Here is a 19,196-nt window from a genome sequence, read left to right as displayed (position 1 = left end):
ATAGTAGTAATTTAATAGATGGAGTTGAGTTTTGAAGAAAAACTTTCGTGTAAAAAGAGAGAAAGATTTTAAGGCGATTTTCAAGGAGGGGACAAGTTTTGCTAATCGCAAATTTGTGGTCTACCAATTAGAAAACCAGAAAAACCATTTTCGAGTAGGTCTATCAGTTAGCAAGAAACTGGGGAATGCCGTCACTAGAAATCAAATCAAGCGACGGATTCGGCATATTATCCAGAATGCAAAAGGGAGTCTGGTAGAAGATGTCGACTTTGTTGTCATTGCTCGGAAAGGGGTCGAAACCTTGGAATACGCAGAGATGGAGAAAAATCTACTCCACGTATTAAAATTATCAAAGATTTACCAGGAAGGAAATGGGAGTGAAAAAGAAACTACAGTTGACTAGTTTGCTAGGTCTGTCTCTATTGATCATGACAGCCTGTGCGACTAATGGGGCAACTAGTGATATTACAGCCGATTCGGCTGATTTTTGGAGTAAATTTGTTTACTTCTTTGCGGAAATCATTCGCTTTTTATCGTTTGATATCAGTATCGGAGTGGGGATTATTCTCTTTACGGTCTTGATTCGTACAGTTCTCTTGCCAGTCTTTCAAGTGCAAATGGTGGCTTCCAGAAAAATGCAGGAAGCTCAACCACGTATTAAGGCGCTTCGAGAACAATATCCAGGTCGAGATATGGAAAGCAGAACCAAGCTAGAGCAAGAAATGCGTAAAGTCTTTAAAGAAATGGGTGTCAGACAGTCAGATTCACTTTGGCCGATTTTGATTCAGATGCCGGTTATTTTGGCCTTGTTCCAAGCTCTATCAAGGGTTGACTTTTTGAAGACAGGTCATTTCTTATGGATTAACCTTGGTGGTGTAGATACAACCCTTGTTCTCCCGATTTTAGCAGCAGTATTTACCTTTTTAAGTACTTGGCTGTCCAACAAAGCCTTGTCTGAGCGTAATGGGGCTACAACTGCGATGATGTATGGGATTCCAGTCTTGATCTTTGTTTTTGGAGTCTATGCTCCGAGCGGAGTCGCTCTCTACTGGGCAGTGTCCAATGCTTACCAAGTCTTGCAAACCTATTTCTTGAACAATCCATTCAAGATTATCGCAGAACGTGAGGCGGTAGTACAGGCACAGAAAGATTTGGAAAATAGAAAAAGAAAAGCCAAGAAAAAGGCTCAGAAAACGAAATAATAAGGAGGAATCTGGTAATGGTAGTATTTACAGGTTCAACTGTTGAAGAAGCAATCCAAAAAGGATTGAAAGAATTAGATATTCCAAGGAAGAAGGCACATATTAAAGTCATTTCTCGTGAGAAAAAAGGCTTTCTTGGTTTATTTGGTAAAAAACCAGCCCAGGTTGACATTGAAGCGATTAGTGAAACGACAGTTGTCAAAGCAAACCAACAGGCAGTAAAAGGCGTTCCGAAAAAAATCAATGATTTGAACGAGCCTGTGAAGACGGTGAGTGAAGCAACTGTTGATTTGGGTCATGTTGTAGAAGCAATTAAAAAGATTGAAGAGGAAGGCCAAGGTATTTCTGATGAAGTCAAGGCTGAAATCTTAAAACATGAAAGACATGCCAGCACTATCTTAGAAGAAACTGGTCACATTGAGATTTTAAATGAATTACAACTTGAAGAAACTGACCTCGAAGAAGTAGTAGAAACTCCTAATATTGAAATCCAAGCTGAGCAAACTGAAAGTCAAGAACTAGAAGACTTGGGCTTGAAAGTTGAACCTAGCTTTGATATTGAACAAGTAGCTACGGAAGTAACGACTTATGTTCAAACAATTATTGATGATATGGATGTTGAGGCCACGCTTTCAAATGATTATAACCGTCGTAGCATCAATTTGCAAATTGATACTAACGAACCAGGTCGTATTATCGGCTACCATGGTAAAGTCTTGAAGGCCTTGCAACTGTTGGCTCAAAATTATCTTTACAACCGCTATTCAAGAACCTTCTACATTACAATCAATGTCAATGATTATGTCGAACACCGTGCAGAAGTCTTGCAGACCTATGCGCAAAAATTGGCGACTCGTGTTTTAGAAGAAGGGCGCAGTCATCAGACAGATCCAATGTCGAATAGCGAACGCAAGATTATTCATCGTATTATTTCACGTATGGATGGCGTGACGAGTTACTCTGAGGGTGATGAGCCAAATCGTTATGTCGTTGTAGATACAGAATAAGTAAAATCAGGGTTATCCTGATTTTTTGCTAGCTAGAGGAGATTAAACTAATGTTGAATAAGATAAGAGACTATCTAGACTTTGCAGGTTTGCAGTACCGTAATCCAGATAAAGCTGGGGAAGAACGAGAGAAAATGCTGGAATTCCGTCATAAAGGCCAAGAGGCTCGAAAGGCTTTTACAGAACTGACTAAAGCATTTCAAACCAGTCATCCAGAATGGCAACTCCAACAGACTAGCCAGTGGATGAATCAGGCCCAGCGTTTGAGACCACATTTTTGGGTTTATCTACAACGTGAGGGGAAAGTGACTGAACCTATGCTAGCCTTACGTTTGTACGGGAATCCTTCTGATTTTGGTATTTCCTTAGAAGTCAGTTTCATCGAGCGCAAGAAAGATGAGCAAACTCTAGGTAAGCAGGTCAAAGTTTTAGAAATTCCAACCGTTGAAGGGATTTATTATCTAGTCTACTCTGATGATCAAAGTCAACGGTGGGATGCGAACGAAGAAAATCGTCAAATTTTAAGAAATAAACTATCCAATCAGGAAGTCCGAAAAGTTTTAGTGAAGATAGATGTTTCTATCATAGAAAATCAATCATTAGAAGTGATTTTAGAAAAATTAGAAGAAGCTTATGATCGCTTGTTTCCTTACTATCAGGCGACCAGAGAGTAGAAAATAGATGACTTATCTAGCGTCGAATTGTTTAATTGCTATTCTATGTATTTTTTCATATAATAGTAAAATAGAATGTGTGATCTAATAATCACCTCAAATAGAAAGGAAATTCTATGTCAAATCTATCTGTTAATGCAATTCGTTTCCTAGGTATTGACGCCATCAATAAAGCCAACTCAGGTCACCCAGGTGTGGTTATGGGAGCGGCTCCGATGGCTTACAGCCTCTTTACAAAACAACTTCGTATCAATCCAGCTAAACCAAACTGGATTAACCGCGACCGCTTTATTCTTTCAGCAGGCCATGGTTCAATGCTTCTTTATGCCCTTCTTCACCTTTCTGGTTTTGAAGATGTCAGTATGGATGAGATCAAGAGCTTCCGTCAATGGGGTTCAAAAACACCAGGTCACCCAGAATTTGGTCATACAGCAGGGATTGATGCTACGACAGGTCCTCTAGGTCAAGGGATTTCAACTGCCACTGGTTTTGCCCAAGCAGAACGTTTCTTGGCAGCCAAATATAACCGTGAAGGCTACAATATCTTTGACCACTATACTTATGTTATCTGTGGAGACGGAGACTTGATGGAAGGTGTTTCAAGTGAGGCAGCTTCATACGCAGGTTTGCAAAAACTGGACAAGTTGGTTGTTCTTTACGATTCAAATGACATCAACTTGGATGGTGAGACAAAGGATTCATTTACAGAGAGTGTTCGTGACCGTTACAATGCCTACGGTTGGCATACAGCCTTGGTTGAAGATGGAACAGACTTAGAAGCAATCCATGCTGCTATCGAGACAGCTAAGGCTTCAGGCAAGCCATCTTTGATTGAAGTGAAAACTGTTATTGGATACGGTTCTCCAAATAAACAAGGAACTAATGCCGTACACGGTGCTCCTCTTGGAGCAGATGAAACTGCAGCAACTCGTCAAGCTCTCGGTTGGGACTACGATCCGTTTGAAATCCCAGAACAAGTATATGCTGATTTCAAAGAACATGTTGCAGACCGTGGCGCATCAGCTTATGAAGCTTGGGTAAAATTAGTTGCTGATTATAAAGAAGCTCATCCAGAACTGGCAGCAGAAGTAGAAGCCATTATTGATGGACATGATCCAGTTGAAGTGACTCCAGCAGACTTCCCAGCTTTAGAAAATGGCTTCTCTCAAGCAACTCGTAATTCAAGCCAAGATGCCTTGAATGTAGTGGCAGCTAAGTTACCAACTTTCTTGGGTGGTTCAGCTGACCTAGCTCACTCAAACATGACTTATATCAAGACTGATGGACTTCAAGATGATGCCAATCGCTTGAACCGCAACATTCAGTTTGGTGTTCGTGAATTTGCAATGGGAACGATCTTGAACGGGATGGCTCTTCATGGTGGACTTCGTGTATACGGTGGAACTTTCTTCGTCTTCTCTGACTATGTGAAGGCAGCTGTCCGCTTGTCAGCCTTGCAAGGTCTTCCTGTGACTTATGTCTTTACTCACGATTCAATTGCAGTTGGGGAAGATGGTCCAACGCACGAACCAGTTGAGCATTTAGCAGGTCTTCGTGCTATGCCAAATCTAAATGTTTTCCGTCCAGCAGATGCGCGTGAAACTCAAGCAGCTTGGTATCTTGCAGTGACAAGTGAGAAAACGCCAACTGCCCTTGTCTTGACACGTCAAAACTTGACTGTCGAAGAAGGAACGGACTTCGACAAGGTTGCTAAAGGTGCCTATGTTGTCTATGAAAATGCATCCGACTTTGATACTATCTTGATTGCAACAGGTTCAGAGGTCAATCTTGCTGTCTCGGCTGCCAAAGAATTGGCTAGTCAAGGAGCAAAAGTCCGCGTAGTCAGCATGCCATCTACAGATGTCTTTGATAAACAAGATGCAGCATACAAGGAAGAAATTCTTCCAAATGCAGTTCGCCGTCGTGTTGCAGTCGAAATGGGTGCAACTCAAAACTGGTACAAATATGTTGGTCTCGATGGTGCTGTTCTCGGTATTGATACCTTCGGAGCCTCTGCTCCAGCACCAAAAGTATTGGCAGAATATGGCTTTACTGTAGAAAATCTTGTAAAAGTCGTTCAAAACTTGAAATAATCCTAAAAATCAGGGCGCAGGCTCTGATTTTTCTTACTAGAAAAGCAAGGTACAATCTTGTAAAAGTAGCTGAAATTTGATATAGTAGTCCTATGTAAAAGACAAAGGAGAATATAATGGAATCACAATATACATTTTTAATCATTCTTGTGGCTATGGTTGGCTTGATGTTCTTTACGCAACGCTCTCAAAAGAAACAAGCACAAAAACGTATGGAAAGTTTAAACAAACTGCAAAAAGGCTATGAAGTTATTACAATCGGTGGACTTTACGGAACAGTCGATGAAGTAGATACGGAGAAGAGAACGATTGTTCTTGATGTAGATGGAGTTTACTTGACTTTTGAATTAGCTGCTATCAAGACAGTATTACCGCTGAAAGAAACAGCTTCACTCGAAGGCGCAATTGAAAAATAAGACGGGATTACTAACTCCCGTTTTTCTATAGAAGAAAGGAAATGGGATGAAAAAACTAGTCTTTGTCTGTCTGGGAAATATTTGCCGTAGCCCTATGGCTGAGTTTGTTATGAAATCAATGACAGATAACTACGAAATCCAAAGTCGAGCGACTTCCTCTTGGGAACATGGTAATCCGATTCATAAGGGCACTCAAGGGATTTTTCAACAGTATCAGATTCTGTATGACAAGAACAAAACATCGCTTCAGATTAGTAAGGAAGATTTTGAAGACTTTGATTATATTATCGGAATGGATGCTTCAAATGTTTCTGACTTACGTCAGATGTGTCCAGCAGACTGTCAAGATAAGATTTACTCATTCGCATCAGAAAGTGTTCCAGACCCTTGGTATACAGGAGATTTTGAGGAAACCTATCGACGTGTTCAAGAGGGTTGTCAAACTTGGCTAGAACGTTTAGAAAAGGAGAGTGAAGATGGAAAATCTTAAGAATTTTTACGAAAAGTACCGTGTCTATCTGACTCGTCCACGTTTAGAGCTTTTAGCAGTAGTTGTCATTGTTTTCTGTGCTCTACTCGTCTTTTTTCTAAATATTCCTGGAAAAGGTGTTTTAAAGCTTGATAATGGAACCATTGTTTACGACGGCAGTCTTGTACGTGGTAAAATGAATGGACAAGGTACCATTACTTTCCAAAATGGAGACCAATATACAGGTGGTTTCAACAATGGAGCCTTCAACGGAAAAGGTACCTTTCAATCCAAAGAAGGCTGGACCTACGAAGGTGATTTTGTAAATGGTCAAGCTGAAGGAAAAGGAAAACTAACAACAGAACAAGAAGTCGTTTATGAAGGGACTTTTAAACAAGGCGTTTTTCAACAAAAATAAAGCCTCCTTATCAAAGGAGGTATTGTTAGAATGTTTAAGTAAGCGCTTACCTGCAAATCCCTTTCTTTCCAAGATTCTCTTCCAAATGAGTTTGTGAAATAAAAAATATTTGAAATAAATTTCACAAACTTTAAAGAAAAAGCTTGCTAAGAAAAGAAAATGACAAACATTTCACAAGGTGCTAAAAATTCTTTGTGAAATGTTTATGAAATTGTTTACAAAGTTGAAATAATGCGTTATAATAAACTTGTGAAAAAATTAACAAAGGATGTCAATCCTTGAAAGCTATGGAGGAAAATATGGCTGATAAAAAAACTGTGACACCAGAGGAAAAGAAACTCGCTGCTGAAAAGCATGTCGACGGCTTGGTGCAAAAAGCTCTAGTTGCCCTTGAGGAAATGCGTAAATTGGATCAAGAGCAAGTTGACTACATCGTAGCTAAAGCGTCAGTGGCAGCTTTGGATGCCCACGGAGAATTGGCTTTACATGCCTTTGAAGAAACAGGACGTGGTGTATTCGAAGATAAGGCAACTAAGAACTTGTTTGCTTGTGAACACGTAGTAAACAACATGCGCCACACTAAAACAGTTGGTGTTATTGAAGAAGACGATGTAACAGGATTGACCCTGATTGCTGAACCAGTTGGTGTTGTTTGTGGTATCACTCCAACAACAAACCCAACATCAACAGCAATCTTCAAATCATTGATTTCATTGAAGACACGTAACCCAATCGTCTTTGCCTTCCATCCATCAGCACAAGAATCATCTGCTCATGCAGCTCGTATCGTCCGCGATGCAGCTATCGCAGCTGGTGCTCCTGAAAACTGTGTGCAATGGATTACTCAACCATCTATGGAAGCAACAAGTGCCCTTATGAACCACGAAGGCGTTGCGACAATTCTTGCAACTGGTGGTAATGCCATGGTTAAAGCCGCATACTCATGTGGTAAACCAGCTCTTGGGGTAGGTGCCGGAAACGTTCCAGCTTATGTTGAAAAATCAGCAAACATCCGTCAAGCAGCACACGATATCGTCATGTCTAAATCATTTGATAACGGTATGGTCTGTGCCTCAGAGCAAGCGGTTATCATTGACAAAGAAATTTACGATGAATTTGTAGCAGAGTTCAAATCTTACCACACTTACTTTGTAAACAAAAAAGAAAAAGCTCTTCTTGAAGAATTCTGCTTCGGCGTGAAAGCAAACAGCAAAAACTGTGCTGGTGCAAAATTGAACGCTGACATCGTTGGTAAACCGGCAACCTGGATTGCAGAACAAGCAGGATTTACAGTTCCAGAAGGAACAAACATTCTTGCTGCAGAATGTAAAGAAGTTGGTGAAAATGAGCCATTGACTCGTGAAAAATTGTCACCAGTTATCGCAGTTTTGAAATCTGAAAGCCGTGAAGATGGTATTACTAAGGCTCGTCAAATGGTTGAATTTAACGGTCTTGGCCACTCAGCAGCCATCCACACAGCTGACGAAGAATTGACTAAAGAATTTGGTAAAGCTGTTAAAGCTATTCGTGTTATCTGTAACTCACCTTCTACTTTCGGTGGTATCGGGGACGTTTACAATGCCTTCTTGCCATCATTGACACTTGGATGTGGTTCTTACGGACGCAACTCAGTTGGGGATAACGTTAGTGCCATTAACCTCTTGAATATCAAAAAAGTCGGAAGACGGAGAAATAACATGCAATGGATGAAACTTCCTTCAAAAACATACTTTGAACGTGATTCAATTCAATACCTTCAAAAATGTCGTGACGTTGAACGTGTCATGATCGTTACTGACCATGCCATGGTAGAGCTTGGCTTCCTTGATCGTATCATCGAACAACTTGACCTTCGTCGCAATAAGGTTGTTTACCAAATCTTTGCTGATGTAGAACCAGATCCAGATATCACAACTGTAAACCGTGGTACTGAGATTATGCGTGCCTTCAAACCAGATACAATCATCGCTCTCGGTGGTGGATCTCCAATGGATGCTGCTAAAGTAATGTGGCTCTTCTACGAACAACCAGAAGTAGACTTCCGTGACCTTGTACAAAAATTCATGGATATCCGTAAACGTGCCTTCAAATTCCCATTGCTTGGTAAGAAGACTAAATTCATCGCAATCCCAACAACATCTGGTACAGGATCTGAAGTAACACCATTTGCCGTTATCTCTGATAAAGCAAACAACCGTAAATACCCAATCGCTGACTACTCATTGACACCAACTGTGGCAATCGTAGACCCTGCCTTGGTATTGACAGTTCCTGGATTTGTTGCTGCGGATACTGGTATGGACGTATTGACTCACGCGACTGAAGCTTACGTATCACAAATGGCTAGCGACTACACTGATGGTCTTGCACTTCAAGCCATCAAACTTGTATTCGAAAACCTTGAAAGCTCAGTTAAGAATGCAGACTTCCACTCACGTGAGAAAATGCATAACGCTTCAACAATCGCTGGTATGGCCTTTGCCAATGCCTTCCTAGGTATTTCTCACTCAATGGCCCATAAGATTGGTGCGCAATTCCACACAATCCACGGTCGTACTAATGCTATCTTGCTTCCATACGTCATCCGCTACAACGGTACACGTCCAGCTAAGACAGCAACATGGCCTAAGTACAACTACTACCGTGCAGATGAAAAATATCAAGATATCGCACGCATGCTTGGACTTCCAGCTTCTACTCCAGAAGAAGGTGTGGAATCTTATGCAAAAGCTGTCTACGAACTTGGTGAGCGCGTAGGTATCCAAATGAACTTCAAAGCACAAGGAATCGATGAAAAAGAATGGAAAGAACATTCACGTGAATTAGCCTTCCTTGCTTACGAAGACCAATGTTCACCAGCTAACCCACGCCTTCCAATGGTTGACCATATGCAAGAAATCATCGAAGATTCTTACTATGGTTACAAAGAAAGACCAGGACGTCGTAAATAATTGTTATCAGCCTAGAGGCAGGAATTTCCTGTCTCTTTTTTGTCGTTTTCACCAAACTATGATAGAATATAAAAAATTATATTTTTAAAATATAGGAGAAAGTCGAAGGAATGAACAGTTTTGGTGAAAAAGTAAGAGGTTTAAGAGAGGAAAAAGGGCTTAGTCGCCCAGTATTTTGCGGGGATGAGTCTGAATTATCAGTCCGTCAACTGGTGCGGATAGAAAAAGGAGAATTTCGCCCGACTATAAAAACACTAGAATATATTGCAGAACGATTAGAAATTCCGTCCTACGTCTTGATGCCAGATTATAAGGAATTACCGAAGCGTTACCAAGAATTAAAGTACTTTCTTTTACATCACCCTGACTACGGAGACAAGGAGTTGCAGGAACAGAAGGAAGAATATTTTGATGAGATTTTTGAGAATTTTTATGATGATTTGCCACGTGATGAGAAGATGATAGTGGATTGTCTTCAAGCAATAGATGAAGTGAGAGCGACTAGTAATTCCTTATACGGAAGCGGTGTGATTGAGGACGCTCTTCAAGACTTACTATCCAGAGATGTATATAAAGCCGAGGACTTGTTGAAATTGAGACTGTATTTCAACTGTCAGTTAATGGATGGTTTAAATATGGGTGAGATAAAAGAATCTGAGCATGAAACCATTCTTTGTTTTCATGACAAACTAAGTTCTCAGGTTGATAAGATAGAGTTCGATTGTTTGAACTTGCTTAGAGATTCCTTGTTAGCTTCTTTAGCTTGTATAGAAATTATGGGGCTGTTTCATTATTTTAAGAGAGCAGTTGAGGCCTTAAATAAAATAGGGCAGAAAACACGAGATTTTCAAAAACAACCGATTGTCTTGATGGTAGAATGGAAATATTATATTCAGACGGATTATGAAACAGCCAAACAAAAGTATGAAGAAGCAAAAATGATGGCAAGAATGTTTGGCAATGAGAAGTTAATCGTTAGTTTAGATAAGGAATGGGCTGAGGACTTAGAAAGGTATAGTTAAATGCTTTATAGGAGTGACATTTCTGTCATTGAGGGAATGCCGCTTTTTTGTTACAATGAATTTTATACTCAATGAAAATCAAAGAGCAAACTAGGAAACTAGCCGCAGGCTGTACTTGAGTACGGCAAGGCGACGTTGACGTGGTTTGAAGAGATTTTCGAAGAGTATTACTTGATATACATCCAGAAGCAAACGAGGCAATAGAGAGAAAATTCTAAGTAGTAGGCCTATAGGGTCAATCAACTTGAAGGATTTTCTATAAGTGTGATGTATGACGATAACAGTTTTAAACAAGGGGGAAAGAATGTCCATTTTATCCATTAAAAATATTTCAAAGTTTTACACTTTGGACGGTAAACATCAAGAGCAGGCTCTAAGAAATGTTAACCTGCAGATTGCAAAAGGTAAAATTACAGCGATTTACGGTCCATCAGGCTGTGGCAAAACCAGTCTACTCAATATCATCAGCGGTTTAGATAGACAATATGAAGGAGATTTAGAGTTTAAAGGGGAATCCCTCCGTGACTTATCAGAGATTGAACTAACTCAATTTCGTAAAGATAAGATTGGATTTGTGTTTCAAAACTTTAACCTCATTCCTCATCAGTCTGTTTTGGACAATGTCAAGCTACCTCTCTATGTCAAAGATTTATCTGACAGGGAGATGACAATGGTTGCAAAGGAGCAATTAAGTAACTTGGGCATGGAGCCTTTTGTAGCTAAAAATGTTAAACAACTTTCTGGTGGGCAAAAGCAACGTGTAGCAATCGCGCGTGCACTGGTAAATCAGCCTGATATGATTGTAGCAGATGAGCCAACGGGTTCGCTGGATTCTCAATCCCAAGAAATGGTATTGGAAGTATTTAAAAATTTAGCCCAAACAGGGAAAACAGTATTGATCGTAACCCATAATCCAGAGGTTGCCGAGTATGCAGATGTGATTATCAAAATGAAGGATGGTGAAGTTGTTGAAGAAGTCAAAAAATAAAGGATTATCATTGAAAAACAAATTCAAACTTTCTTTAAATAACTTTATGGAAAGAAAGTGGCGTAACCTATTGATTGCGCTAGCAACCTCAATCGGTTTTGTAGGAGTCTTAATTTCTTTCGGCTTGGGAAATGCATTGATTTCGATGATTGATGAAAATACGAATGGAGGTCAAATCCCTTCACAAGTTCAGATTGCTTTAAACACAAAAAATGTTGGACGAGGCTTTTTGAACCAAGATGATAAGAACTATATCACGGATACAGTTGGCAAAGAAACTATTAAATATTTGGAGAGTCCTTTTGGGATGATCATGTCAAATATTACTATAGATGGTCAAGAAATGGATCTGAGTCAAACGATGCCTTCTTATGCTCAAGTGGTGAGTCTCTATGAGGATACAAGTATCTCTGTTAGTAGTAATGAAGTGGACAAAGTATTAGCCGGTTCCCTCTATACTGATTCAAATGAACAGGGATTGACGATTCCAAGCAGTTTACTAAAAAATTGGAATGAACAGACAGGAAACAATCTGACAGCTAGTGATATTATTGGCAAATCAGTCTCAGCCAGCATTGTAGAAAATGATGCTGAAGCTAGCAAGACTGCTCAATTTCAAACAAAGATTGTACGTGTAATCAATGATGAAGATGACTTGGAGGACAGCAACAGTTTCATGCCGTCTCATCAAATGGAAACGATTTTGAAAGAGGCTGGATTTACAAAAGCTGTATCTTATTTTATCTTGGAACTCAAAGATCCATCACAAACAAAAGCGATAACAGAAGAATTGCAGAAAAACAAGAAGTATACTGTTCTTTCTCAACAGAAGGTTCTTGATATTGTGATTACTTTTATTCGTGTCATTCAGGGATTGTTGATTGTACTTTCATCACAAGCTATTGTAGTAGCAGCGGTCATGATTGGTATCATCATTTACATCAATATCATGCAACGTTCTAAGGAAATAGGTGTCATGAAGGCAGTTGGTTATCAGAATCGTGATGTCAAAGGAATTTTTATTTACGAGGCTATCTGGATTGTAGGAATCGCCTTGCTGCTGGCATTTTTGGTTGCACAAGGGGTGGGAAGTTTGGCGAATGCGATTGTAAGTCACTTTTACCCATCCATCACTAAGGTTTTTGAATTAAATCTTTTATCTGTTTTAGGAACTCTAGTTTTCGCTCTATTACTTGGTTATGTCTCAGCCTACTTCCCAGCGCGTAAAATTAGTAAAATGGATCCTGTAGAATCGCTACGATATGAATAGTAAGGGATTCCTTGATTTACAGTTTAAAAAAGAAACTAACATAGAAAAACAATGCCCGTACTTGCAATTCAACTCAAATAGTTATATAATAGGTTTGTTGAAAGGTGATTTGTAGTGATTCAAGTTACTCTTTTCACAATAAAAATTTCATGATTTTCATAAGGAGGAAATCACTAATGGTAGTTAAAGTTGGTATTAACGGTTTCGGACGTATCGGTCGTCTTGCTTTCCGTCGTATCCAAAACGTAGAAGGTGTTGAAGTTACTCGTATCAACGACCTTACAGATCCAGTTATGCTTGCACACTTGTTGAAATACGACACAACTCAAGGTCGTTTCGACGGTACTGTTGAAGTTAAAGAAGGTGGATTTGAAGTTAACGGTAAATTCATCAAAGTTTCTGCTGAACGTGATCCAGAACAAATCGACTGGGCTAACGACGGTGTAGAAATCGTTCTTGAAGCTACTGGTTTCTTTGCTAAGAAAGCAGCTGCTGAAAAACACTTGCACGCTGGTGGAGCTAAAAAAGTTGTTATCACTGCTCCTGGTGGAAACGACGTTAAAACAGTTGTATTCAACACTAACCACGACGTTCTTGACGGTACTGAAACAGTTATCTCAGGTGCTTCATGTACTACAAACTGCTTGGCTCCTATGGCTAAAGCTCTTCAAGATAACTTTGGTGTTGTTGAAGGATTGATGACTACTATCCACGCTTACACTGGTGACCAAATGATCCTTGACGGACCACACCGTGGTGGTGACCTTCGCCGTGCTCGCGCTGGTGCTGTAAACATCGTTCCTAACTCAACTGGTGCTGCAAAAGCTATCGGTCTTGTAATCCCAGAATTGAACGGTAAATTGGACGGAGCTGCTCAACGTGTTCCTGTTCCAGCAGGTTCTGTAACTGAGTTGGTAGCAGTTCTTGAAAAGAACGTTACTGTTGACGAAGTGAACGCAGCTATGAAAGCAGCTTCAAACGAATCATACGGATACACTGAAGATCCAATCGTATCTTCAGATATCCTAGGTATGTCTTACGGTTCATTGTTTGACGCAACTCAAACTAAAGTTCTTGACGTTGACGGTAAACAATTGGTTAAAGTTGTATCATGGTACGACAACGAAATGTCATACACTGCACAACTTGTTCGTACTCTTGAATACTTCGCAAAAATCGCTAAATAATTCTTGAGTCGATAAAAAGCAGGGCCTCTTGGTCTTGCTTTTCTTATATGGAAAAATGGATGACACCACAATCATCCATTCTTTTTTAATTCTGTTTCAAAAGTATCTGAAAGGGTAGTGAAGCTTAATTTCTCTAAAGTAAGCGGATGGGTAAAGGATAGTCGAAAGGCATGAAGCATAAGACGACTCGTCTTTGAATTGCTGTTATAGAGAGGGTCGCCCAAAATAGGGAAGTTATGATGCGAAAGGTGCACACGAATCTGATGGGTTCGCCCTGTCTTTAGTTTACAACGGACAAGGGTCGTTTTGTTTGGGAATTGCTTTAATCTGCTTACATGCGTTTCAGCATATTGCCCATTTTTTGTATCAACTATTCGTTTTCTGTGGTCATGGCGATCACGCCCAATTTTGTCTTTGAAAACAAGTTCTTTGCTGTTGATATTTCCGTCAACAAGCGCCCAATATTCCCTAGCAATCTCTTTTTTCTCCAATAAGCGGTTGAGAATGGGCAGGATAAAAGGATTTTTGGCAAAGAGAACCAAGCCACTGGTTTCCATGTCCAGACGATGAACGACATAGCAGGTTTGACCAACATAGGCACTGACATGGTTGAGAAGGGCGATTTCGTTTGGCTGATTACCATGCGTTTTCATCCCCTCTGGTTTGTTTACAATAATCAAGTGTTGATCTTGATAAACTTCCTGCACTAAGTCTGGGTTGCCCCAAGGGATTTCTTTTTCGGGATAATCTTCCTCGTCAAAAGTCAACTGGCAAACATCTCCAGGACTTACCATCTCGTTCCAATGAACTTCTCGCTGATTAATCAAAATATGTTTCTTGATTCTCAAAAAATGCCGAATTTTTCTAGGAATGAGGAGTTGTTCCTCCAGTAATTGCTTAACCGTCATTTGAGATAGAGAGTCTGGTAAAGTAAAAGTGAATTTCATACAGATATTGTAACAAAAAAAGCCCTATTTGGATAGGAAATAGCTAAATTCTTGTCTTCCTATGATGAAGATGATAAAATAAACGCATGAAATTAGATAAATTATTCGAGAAATTTCTTTCTCTTTTTAAAAAAGAAACAAGTGAACTAGAGGATTCTGATTCTACTAGCTTACGTCGTTCTCGCAGTGATCGAAAAAAATTAGCCCAAGTGGGTCCTATTCGAAAATTCTGGCGTCGCTATCATCTAACAAAGATTGTCCTTATACTAGGTTTGAGTGCAGGCTTGTTAGTAGGAACCTATTTGTTTGCTGTAGCCAAGTCAACCAATGTCAATGATTTGCAAAACGCCTTGAAAACTCGGACTATCATTTTTGACCGTGAAGAAAAGGAGGCTGGTGCCTTGTCTGGTCAAAAAGGAACCTATGTTGAACTGACTGACATCAGTAAAAACTTGCAGAATGCCGTTATTGCGACAGAAGACCGTTCTTTCTATAAAAATGACGGGATTAACTATGGTCGTTTCTTCTTGGCGATTGTCACTGCTGGTCGTTCAGGTGGTGGCTCTACTATTACCCAACAGTTGGCTAAAAACGCCTATTTGTCACAGGATCAAACTGTTGAGAGAAAAGCGAAAGAATTTTTCCTTGCCTTAGAATTAACAAAAAAATATAGTAAGGATCAGATTTTAACCATGTACCTTAACAACGCCTATTTTGGAAATGGTGTGTGGGGTGTAGAAGATGCGAGTAAGAAATACTTTGGAGTTTCTGCATCAGAAGTGAGTTTGGATCAAGCTGCGACTCTGGCAGGGATGCTCAAGGGGCCGGAACTGTATAATCCTTTGAATTCCGTAGAAGATTCAACCAATCGTCGTGACACTGTCTTACAAAATATGGTTGCAGCAGGATATATTGATAAAAACCAAGAAACCGAAGCTGCGGAAGTTGATATGAATTCGCAATTGCACGATAAATATGAAGGGAAAATCTCAGATTACCGCTATCCTTCTTACTTTGATGCGGTGGTTAACGAAGCCGTTTCTAAGTATAATCTAACAGAGGAAGAAATTGTCAATAATGGCTACCGCATTTATACAGAGCTGGACCAAAACTACCAAGCAAATATGCAGGTTGTTTATGAAAACACAGCGCTATTTCCGAGGGCAGAGGATGGAACATTTGCTCAATCAGGAAGTGTAGCTCTTGAACCGAAAACAGGAGGAGTTCGTGGAGTTGTCGGTCAAGTTGCTGACAATGATAAAACTGGATTCCGGAATTTCAACTATGCAACTCAATCAAAACGTAGCCCTGGTTCTACAATTAAGCCTTTAGTTGTTTATACGCCAGCAGTTGAGGCAGGTTGGGCTTTGAATAAGCTCTTGGATAACCATACCATGCAGTATGACAGCTATAAGGTTGATAACTATGCAGGAATCAAAACGAGTCGAGAAGTTCCTATGTATCAAGCCTTGGCAGAATCGCTTAATTTACCTGCTGTTGCCACTGTTAATGATTTGGGCCTTGATAAGGCTTTTGAGGCAGGAGAAAAATTCGGACTCAACATGGAAAAAGTCGACCGTGTTCTTGGTGTCGCCTTGGGAAGCGGTGTCGAAACCAATCCTCTTCAAATGGCTCAAGCATATGCTGCCTTTGCAAATGAAGGTTTAATGCCTGAAGCTCATTTTATTAGTAGAATTGAAAATGCTAGTGGTCAGGTCATTGCGAGCCATAAAAATTCACAAAAACGGGTGCTTGATAAGTCTGTAGCTGACAAGATGACCAGTATGATGTTGGGAACATTTACAAACGGAACAGGTATTAGTTCATCGCCTGCAGACTATGTCATGGCAGGAAAAACTGGTACAACCGAAGCAGTTTTTAATCCTGAATACACAAGTGACCAGTGGGTAATTGGCTATACTCCGGATGTGGTGATTAGTCATTGGCTTGGTTTTCCGACCACTGATGAAAATCACTATCTAGCAGGATCTACTTCAAACGGTGCAGCCCATGTTTTTAGAAATATTGCAAATACCATTTTACCTTATACGCCAGGAAGTACCTTCACAGTTGAAAATGCATATAAGAAAAATGGAATTGCACCAGCTAACACAAAAAGACAAGTACAAACCAATGATAATAGCCAGACAGATGATAATTTGTCTGATATTCGAGGACGTGCGCAAAGTCTAGTAGATGAGGCTAGTCGGGCTATCTCGGATGCTAAGATTAAGGAAAAAGCTCAAACAATATGGGATTCGGTAGTCAATCTATTTCGCTAAGATGCTTGTCAAAGCCTAGCTTTCTTGTTATAATAGATAGGATGGAGGCGTTATGGCACTAAAAAAAGCAAGCCTAGCTTGTGCGGTTTGTGGTTCGAGAAACTATTCAATCAAGATTAGTGGAACCCCCAAGCCTACACGACTAGAAGTAAATAAATTTTGTAAGCATTGTGGCAAGTACACTACACACAGAGAAACGAGATAGGAGAGAGCGATGCGTTTTATTGGAGATATTTTTAGACTTCTTAAAGACACAACATGGCCAACTCGCAAGGAAAGCTGGAGAGATTTTCGTTCTATCATGGAATACACAGCTTTCTTTGTAGTAATTATTTACATTTTTGACCAGTTGATTGTTTCAGGTTTGATTCGATTTATTAACATTTTTTAGAAGGTTAGTGGAGTTAATTACACTAGAAATCTTCTATTTATGAAAGGAAATATCATGGATAGTTTTGATAAAGGGTGGTTTGTTTTACAAACTTATTCTGGTTATGAAAATAAGGTAAAAGAAAATCTATTACAACGTGCACAAACCTATAATATGTTGGATAATATTCTACGCGTTGAAATTCCAACACAAACAGTGCAAGTTGAAAAAAATGGAAAGAGAAAAGAAGTAGAAGAAAATCGCTTTCCAGGTTATGTTCTTGTAGAAATGGTCATGACAGATGAAGCTTGGTTTGTTGTGCGAAACACACCAAATGTTACAGGATTCGTAGGATCTCACGGAAATAGATCAAAACCAACACCATTATTGGAACAAGAAATTCGTGACATTTTGGTATCTATGGGACAAACTGTTCAAGAATTTGATTTCGATGTTGAGGTTGGTCAAACTGTACGTATTATTGATGGCGCTTTTGCAGACTACACTGGTAAGATTACAGAAATTGATAATAACAAAGTAAAAATGATTATCTCTATGTTTGGTAATGACACAGTTGCAGAAGTAAACCTAAACCAAATCGCAGAATTATAACCCTGAGAGAGGCAAGACCTCTCTTTTTTGTGCAGTTAAGACGGTGTAGAGAACAGAATGGATGAAATGTGTCAAAAGTGTGTTTGAATCTGTTAGACTGTACACAGAAAGGGGAAGACTATGCTTAAAGAATTGTATGAAGAAGTCCAGGGGAGTGTGTACAAGTGTAGAAATGAATATTACTTGCATTTATGGGAACTATCGGATTGGGACCAAGAGGGCATGATTTGCTTATATGAATTGATTAGTAGAGAAGAAGGGCTAGTAGAAGATATTCCACGTTTAAGGAAATATTTCAAAACCAAGTTTCGAAATCGAATTTTAGACTATATCCGTAAGCAAGAAAGCCACAAACGAAGATATAATAAAGAACCTTATGAAGAAGTAGGCGAGATCAGTCATCGTATAAGTGAGGGAGGTCTGTGGCTAGATGACTATTATCTCTTTCATGAAACACTAAGAGATTATAGAAACAAACAAACTAAAGAGCAACAAGAAGAGCTAGAACGCATTTTAAGAAATGAACGATTCCGAGGGCGTCAAAGAGTCCTAAAGGACTTACGTATTGTGTTTAAGGAGTTTGACATCCGTACCCATTAGGAATTCATGCAAAAAAATAAAAAAAGTTTAAAAAAGGTGTTGACAAAGTTTGAAAAGTCGGTATAATAGTAAGAGTTGAAAATAACAACTCTGGTCCGTTGGTCAAGGGGTTAAGACACCGCCTTTTCACGGCGGTAACACGGGTTCGAATCCCGTACGGACTATGGGTATGTTGCGGTTGGAACACTTGATGAAAAAAGTTTAAAAAAGTTTCAAAAAAGTGTTGACAAGCGAAAGCGACTGTGATATACTAATATAGTTGTCGCTTGAGAGAAGTAAGTGACAAAGACCTTTGAAAACTGAACAAGACGAACCAATGTGCAGGGCACTACAACTAAGGTTGTAGTACTGAACAATGAAAAAAACAATAAATCTGTCAGTGGCAGAAATGAGTGAGAACTCAAACTTTTAATGAGAGTTTGATCCTGGCTCAGGACGAACGCTGGCGGCGTGCCTAATACATGCAAGTAGAACGCTGAAGGAGGAGCTTGCTTCTCTGGATGAGTTGCGAACGGGTGAGTAACGCGTAGGTAACCTGCCTGGTAGCGGGGGATAACTATTGGAAACGATAGCTAATACCGCATAAGAGTAGATGTTGCATGACATTTACTTAAAAGGTGCAATTGCATCACTACCAGATGGACCTGCGTTGTATTAGCTAGTTGGTGGGGTAACGGCTCACCAAGGC

The 19,196-nt window shown here is 39.8% G+C and carries 19 protein-coding genes, 1 tRNA gene and 1 rRNA gene; 20 read left to right on the top strand and 1 reads right to left on the bottom strand.

Features of this window, described 5'->3' with window-relative positions; all coding sequences use genetic code 11:
- The first annotated feature begins 31 nt into the window (after positions 1 to 31).
- The 13 genes from rnpA to gap all read left to right on the top strand — a co-directional run bounded on the left by rnpA (position 32) and on the right by gap (position 13,697).
- On the top strand, positions 32 to 403 hold the full coding sequence (gene rnpA / locus HT728_RS09135; protein WP_000739243.1) for a ribonuclease P protein component: 372 nt from the start codon (positions 32 to 34) through the stop codon (positions 401 to 403).
- Positions 378 to 1,202 carry a membrane protein insertase YidC gene (locus tag HT728_RS09130; RefSeq protein WP_345890046.1) on the top strand — a complete coding sequence of 275 codons (825 nt, stop codon included), beginning with the start codon at positions 378 to 380 and terminating at the stop codon, positions 1,200 to 1,202. The genes rnpA and HT728_RS09130 overlap by 26 nt, the downstream gene beginning before the upstream one ends.
- 17 nt (positions 1,203 to 1,219) lie before the next feature.
- Entirely contained in the window at positions 1,220 to 2,209 is a 990-nt protein-coding gene (jag, locus tag HT728_RS09125; protein ID WP_173234874.1) for an RNA-binding cell elongation regulator Jag/EloR, read from the top strand.
- A 50-nt stretch (positions 2,210 to 2,259) separates the two neighbouring features.
- Complete coding sequence (locus HT728_RS09120) at positions 2,260 to 2,883, top strand: ribonuclease P (RefSeq protein ID WP_173234872.1); 624 nt, start codon at positions 2,260 to 2,262, stop codon at positions 2,881 to 2,883.
- Between the two features lie 116 nt (positions 2,884 to 2,999).
- Complete coding sequence (gene tkt, locus HT728_RS09115) at positions 3,000 to 4,976, top strand: transketolase (protein WP_173234870.1); 1,977 nt, start codon at positions 3,000 to 3,002, stop codon at positions 4,974 to 4,976.
- A 116-nt stretch (positions 4,977 to 5,092) separates the two neighbouring features.
- Positions 5,093 to 5,392: a preprotein translocase subunit YajC gene (gene yajC / locus HT728_RS09110; RefSeq protein WP_000445811.1), complete on the top strand. Its 300-nt coding sequence runs from the start codon at positions 5,093 to 5,095 to the stop codon at positions 5,390 to 5,392.
- Between the two features lie 46 nt (positions 5,393 to 5,438).
- Positions 5,439 to 5,882, top strand: coding sequence for a low molecular weight protein-tyrosine-phosphatase (locus HT728_RS09105; RefSeq protein ID WP_173234868.1), 444 nt, complete (start codon positions 5,439 to 5,441; stop codon positions 5,880 to 5,882).
- Positions 5,869 to 6,279: an MORN repeat-containing protein gene (locus HT728_RS09100; protein ID WP_050142215.1), complete on the top strand. Its 411-nt coding sequence runs from the start codon at positions 5,869 to 5,871 to the stop codon at positions 6,277 to 6,279. The genes HT728_RS09105 and HT728_RS09100 overlap by 14 nt, the downstream gene beginning before the upstream one ends.
- Positions 6,280 to 6,578: 299 nt before the next feature.
- Positions 6,579 to 9,230 (top strand): bifunctional acetaldehyde-CoA/alcohol dehydrogenase, encoded by a 2,652-nt coding sequence (gene adhE / locus HT728_RS09095; protein WP_023945660.1) that lies wholly within the window; start codon positions 6,579 to 6,581, stop codon positions 9,228 to 9,230.
- Between the two features lie 110 nt (positions 9,231 to 9,340).
- Positions 9,341 to 10,252, top strand: coding sequence for an XRE family transcriptional regulator (locus HT728_RS09090; RefSeq protein ID WP_173234866.1), 912 nt, complete (start codon positions 9,341 to 9,343; stop codon positions 10,250 to 10,252).
- A 304-nt stretch (positions 10,253 to 10,556) separates the two neighbouring features.
- A complete protein-coding gene (locus tag HT728_RS09085) occupies positions 10,557 to 11,240 on the top strand; it encodes an ABC transporter ATP-binding protein (protein ID WP_138704846.1) in 684 nt (227 codons plus the stop codon).
- Complete coding sequence (locus HT728_RS09080) at positions 11,209 to 12,510, top strand: ABC transporter permease (RefSeq protein ID WP_173234864.1); 1,302 nt, start codon at positions 11,209 to 11,211, stop codon at positions 12,508 to 12,510. The genes HT728_RS09085 and HT728_RS09080 overlap by 32 nt, the downstream gene beginning before the upstream one ends.
- Positions 12,511 to 12,686: 176 nt before the next feature.
- Positions 12,687 to 13,697 (top strand): type I glyceraldehyde-3-phosphate dehydrogenase, encoded by a 1,011-nt coding sequence (gene gap, locus HT728_RS09075; RefSeq protein WP_000260662.1) that lies wholly within the window; start codon positions 12,687 to 12,689, stop codon positions 13,695 to 13,697.
- A 71-nt stretch (positions 13,698 to 13,768) separates the two neighbouring features.
- Here the strand turns inward: gap and HT728_RS09070 are convergent, their stop codons facing one another.
- On the bottom strand, positions 13,769 to 14,644 hold the full coding sequence (locus HT728_RS09070; protein ID WP_345890045.1) for an RluA family pseudouridine synthase: 876 nt from the start codon (positions 14,642 to 14,644) through the stop codon (positions 13,769 to 13,771).
- 86 nt (positions 14,645 to 14,730) lie between these two features.
- On the opposite strand from HT728_RS09070, the gene pbp2a reads away from it, so the two are divergent.
- The 7 genes from pbp2a to HT728_RS09035 form a co-directional block, all read left to right on the top strand.
- Positions 14,731 to 16,926 carry a penicillin-binding protein PBP2A gene (gene pbp2a / locus HT728_RS09065; protein ID WP_173234862.1) on the top strand — a complete coding sequence of 732 codons (2,196 nt, stop codon included), beginning with the start codon at positions 14,731 to 14,733 and terminating at the stop codon, positions 16,924 to 16,926.
- A gap of 52 nt (positions 16,927 to 16,978) precedes the next feature.
- Positions 16,979 to 17,131, top strand: coding sequence for a 50S ribosomal protein L33 (rpmG, locus tag HT728_RS09060; protein WP_014017356.1), 153 nt, complete (start codon positions 16,979 to 16,981; stop codon positions 17,129 to 17,131).
- 9 nt (positions 17,132 to 17,140) lie between these two features.
- Entirely contained in the window at positions 17,141 to 17,317 is a 177-nt protein-coding gene (gene secE, locus HT728_RS09055) for a preprotein translocase subunit SecE (protein WP_001210991.1), read from the top strand.
- Between the two features lie 54 nt (positions 17,318 to 17,371).
- A complete protein-coding gene (nusG, locus tag HT728_RS09050; RefSeq protein ID WP_000376739.1) occupies positions 17,372 to 17,908 on the top strand; it encodes a transcription termination/antitermination protein NusG in 537 nt (178 codons plus the stop codon).
- 120 nt (positions 17,909 to 18,028) lie between these two features.
- Positions 18,029 to 18,508 carry a sigma-70 family RNA polymerase sigma factor gene (locus HT728_RS09045; RefSeq protein ID WP_173234860.1) on the top strand — a complete coding sequence of 160 codons (480 nt, stop codon included), beginning with the start codon at positions 18,029 to 18,031 and terminating at the stop codon, positions 18,506 to 18,508.
- Between the two features lie 92 nt (positions 18,509 to 18,600).
- Positions 18,601 to 18,672, top strand: a tRNA-Glu gene (locus HT728_RS09040).
- Between the two features lie 243 nt (positions 18,673 to 18,915).
- Positions 18,916 to 19,196, top strand: a 16S ribosomal RNA gene (locus tag HT728_RS09035); the annotation flags it as partial.

It is taken from the genome of Streptococcus sp. 544, assembly GCF_013277385.1.
GTDB classification, from domain to species: Bacteria; Bacillota; Bacilli; order Lactobacillales; family Streptococcaceae; genus Streptococcus; species Streptococcus mitis_BA.
The sequence above is the reverse complement of the archived record's forward strand: the minus strand, read 5'-3'. Positions and strand labels throughout refer to the sequence as shown.

Coding starts and splice junctions, on each gene's coding strand:
- jag (WP_173234874.1), top strand. CDS start 1,220: ATGGTAGTATTTACAGGTTCAACTGTTGAAGAAGCAATCCAAAAAGGA.
- HT728_RS09120 (WP_173234872.1), top strand. CDS start 2,260: ATGTTGAATAAGATAAGAGACTATCTAGACTTTGCAGGTTTGCAGTAC.
- tkt (WP_173234870.1), top strand. CDS start 3,000: ATGTCAAATCTATCTGTTAATGCAATTCGTTTCCTAGGTATTGACGCC.
- yajC (WP_000445811.1), top strand. CDS start 5,093: ATGGAATCACAATATACATTTTTAATCATTCTTGTGGCTATGGTTGGC.
- HT728_RS09105 (WP_173234868.1), top strand. CDS start 5,439: ATGAAAAAACTAGTCTTTGTCTGTCTGGGAAATATTTGCCGTAGCCCT.
- HT728_RS09100 (WP_050142215.1), top strand. CDS start 5,869: ATGGAAAATCTTAAGAATTTTTACGAAAAGTACCGTGTCTATCTGACT.
- adhE (WP_023945660.1), top strand. CDS start 6,579: ATGGCTGATAAAAAAACTGTGACACCAGAGGAAAAGAAACTCGCTGCT.
- HT728_RS09090 (WP_173234866.1), top strand. CDS start 9,341: ATGAACAGTTTTGGTGAAAAAGTAAGAGGTTTAAGAGAGGAAAAAGGG.
- HT728_RS09085 (WP_138704846.1), top strand. CDS start 10,557: ATGTCCATTTTATCCATTAAAAATATTTCAAAGTTTTACACTTTGGAC.
- HT728_RS09080 (WP_173234864.1), top strand. CDS start 11,209: ATGGTGAAGTTGTTGAAGAAGTCAAAAAATAAAGGATTATCATTGAAA.
- gap (WP_000260662.1), top strand. CDS start 12,687: ATGGTAGTTAAAGTTGGTATTAACGGTTTCGGACGTATCGGTCGTCTT.
- HT728_RS09070 (WP_345890045.1), bottom strand. CDS start 14,644: ATGAAATTCACTTTTACTTTACCAGACTCTCTATCTCAAATGACGGTT.
- pbp2a (WP_173234862.1), top strand. CDS start 14,731: ATGAAATTAGATAAATTATTCGAGAAATTTCTTTCTCTTTTTAAAAAA.
- rpmG (WP_014017356.1), top strand. CDS start 16,979: ATGGCACTAAAAAAAGCAAGCCTAGCTTGTGCGGTTTGTGGTTCGAGA.
- secE (WP_001210991.1), top strand. CDS start 17,141: ATGCGTTTTATTGGAGATATTTTTAGACTTCTTAAAGACACAACATGG.
- nusG (WP_000376739.1), top strand. CDS start 17,372: ATGGATAGTTTTGATAAAGGGTGGTTTGTTTTACAAACTTATTCTGGT.
- HT728_RS09045 (WP_173234860.1), top strand. CDS start 18,029: ATGCTTAAAGAATTGTATGAAGAAGTCCAGGGGAGTGTGTACAAGTGT.